This window comes from Acinetobacter sp. MF4642 (assembly GCF_002018925.1).
In the GTDB taxonomy this organism is placed as follows: Bacteria; Pseudomonadota; Gammaproteobacteria; order Pseudomonadales; family Moraxellaceae; genus Acinetobacter; species Acinetobacter johnsonii.
Window position 1 is genome coordinate 1 of sequence record NZ_MVON01000069.1, and the last position, 2,233, is coordinate 2,233.

2 protein-coding genes are annotated in these 2,233 nt (G+C 36.7%); both read left to right on the forward strand.

The features are described from left to right. Positions 1–303 precede the first annotated feature (303 nt). Complete coding sequence (locus tag MF4642_RS16380) at positions 304–897, forward strand: nitroreductase family protein (RefSeq protein ID WP_078426867.1); 594 nt, start codon at positions 304–306, stop codon at positions 895–897. 197 nt (positions 898–1,094) lie between these two features. Further along, entirely contained in the window at positions 1,095–1,757 is a 663-nt protein-coding gene (locus tag MF4642_RS16385; protein WP_004697090.1) for a DUF2057 family protein, read from the forward strand. Positions 1,758–2,233 lie beyond the last annotated feature (476 nt).

Here is a 2,233-nt window from a genome sequence, read left to right on the forward strand (position 1 = left end):
GGATAATCTTGTTCAGATTCAAGCAGCAAACGTACTGCTCGTTCTTTGATTTCTGCGGTGTATTTTAATCTTGTCATAGCGACATTCTCTCAAGAAAATGTGTCTCCTACAATCTCGGTACGGTTCATAATGACACGGAATTATCTTTAGTGGTTTCTAGATCAAGTTTTGTAATGTTATGGCATATTGTTCTATTTTTAAGACACTATGTCGCTGAATTAAGCATGTTCAAATTCAAAATAATAGCTATGATGAATATGAATCTGCATATAACAAGATCGTGAGATCGCTGAGGAAAATAACATGTCATTTTTAGACCACATCAAACAACGTCGTACCATTTACGCTGTTGGTAAAAATGTTGCATTAACACCAGAACAAATTGAATCTGTAATTAAAGAAGCGGTAAATCACAGTCCGTCTGCATTTAACTCACAGACTTCCCGTATAGTGACTTTGTTTGGTGAGTCGCATTTACAGTTTTGGAATATCGTGCGTGAAACTTTACGTAAAATTGTTCCAGAAGCTGCTTTTGAAGGTACAAATACCAAAATTAATAGCTTTGCTGCGGGTTATGGCACTGTTTTATTTTACGAAGACCAAGATGTTGTAAAATCATTGCAGGAACAATTTGCGCTTTATGCAGATAATTTCCCAGTGTGGTCTGAACATTCTTCTGCAATTGCTCAATTTGCCGTATGGACTGCGTTATCTGAACAAAATATTGGTGCGTCATTACAGCACTACAATCCAATCGTAGATGCTGAGATTACAGAGATCTTCGATATCCCCGCAAATTGGAAACTCCGTGCTCAACTTGTTTTTGGTTCGATTGAAGCACCTGCAGGTGAGAAAACATTTATGGCGGAAGTGGATCGCTTTAAAACATTTAATTAATAGCTAGTCATTAAAATGAAAAAGAGCAGAGTTGATCTGCTCTTTTTTTGTTTAGGGATTTATCTTTAAAATATCAAAGCTTAGCAATATATATTGTAGTTGCGAGTTGGTTCTAAGCTCAGAAATTGTCATAAAATTGTCATTTATACACTGCATAGTGCAACTAAACTTTAATAAACCATCGATAGAGTGTAAAAATGACCTTACGCATAACCCTTGTAACAGCAGCATTGATGTTGAGTACTTCAGTATTTTCAGCAGTGACTATTACTGCCCCAGAGGAAATAAAAATTGAAGGCTTAAATGGGCAAGAGGTTAAGAGTCGTTTATTCAGTTCTGACAATAAATATAATATTGATGCAGGTGAGAATATTATCAGTGTTCGCTATACCCAGTTTTTTGAAGAGCATCCAGGTATTGGCTCACACGATATCGTTCGCTCAGGGATTGTGAATATTAAGACCCCAATTTTACAAGACCAACAGTCTTACCGTTTGGCACTGATCAGTCCTCCGCAAAACCATGATGATGCCAAGGCTTATGCTAAGCAGCCGATTTTTGGTCTCTACAATGCCAAGAATCAGTTACTGGTTGAGCAAAAGGGCAGTAAAACTCAAAATGCAGGCATTCTTCAAAATTTATTTAGCGACGCACCAACCGATTTAACTCAAAAAGCAACGATAGTGGTACAGCCTGCACCGGTCTATACATCACAAGCTGTTGTGGCTAAAGCTGGGACAGAGAAACAAAAAGATCTACCAAGCCCTAGCAACGCTCAACAATTAATTAATACTTGGAAAAGTGCATCTAAAACTGAACGACAAGCGTTTATGGCTTGGCTGGCTGAACAAGCACAGTAGCTTTTACATAGTCTAAATAAAAACAGCATTAGCTGTTTTTATTATTTGGATAGCGCATTTATATAGTGAATAAGTCGACAATATTGTACATGGTTTAATCAAAATCAAGTGTTTTGATTTAAAAATAATCAATCAAATGGTTTTTTGGAGCTATTTGTATGAAATGACTTGCGCTGCAAATAAATCTGTATAGAATACGCAGCATACCAACGCAATGCAGTGAATAACTTGAAGCGAAGGCCTTGCTGATGACGAATCAGTAAGAAGATCATTAAGAGATTATGAAGAACAACTTGTGTGGATTTTTACTGATTGATCGATCGAAAATATTTCATTGATTGATGGTAAGAATTACTCGAAGTTTATTTGAGAAATATTTGTCAGAAAATTGATGAGCCAAGATTTGTAGCCATAAGCTACTAATGATTTTTAACTGAAGAGTTTGATCATGGCTCAGATTGAACGCTGGCGGCAGG

Excerpts from the sequence above, each read along its gene's own strand:
- MF4642_RS16380 (WP_078426867.1), top strand. The coding sequence starts at position 304 with ATGTCATTTTTAGACCACATCAAACAACGTCGTACCATTTACGCTGTT.
- MF4642_RS16385 (WP_004697090.1), top strand. The coding sequence starts at position 1,095 with ATGACCTTACGCATAACCCTTGTAACAGCAGCATTGATGTTGAGTACT.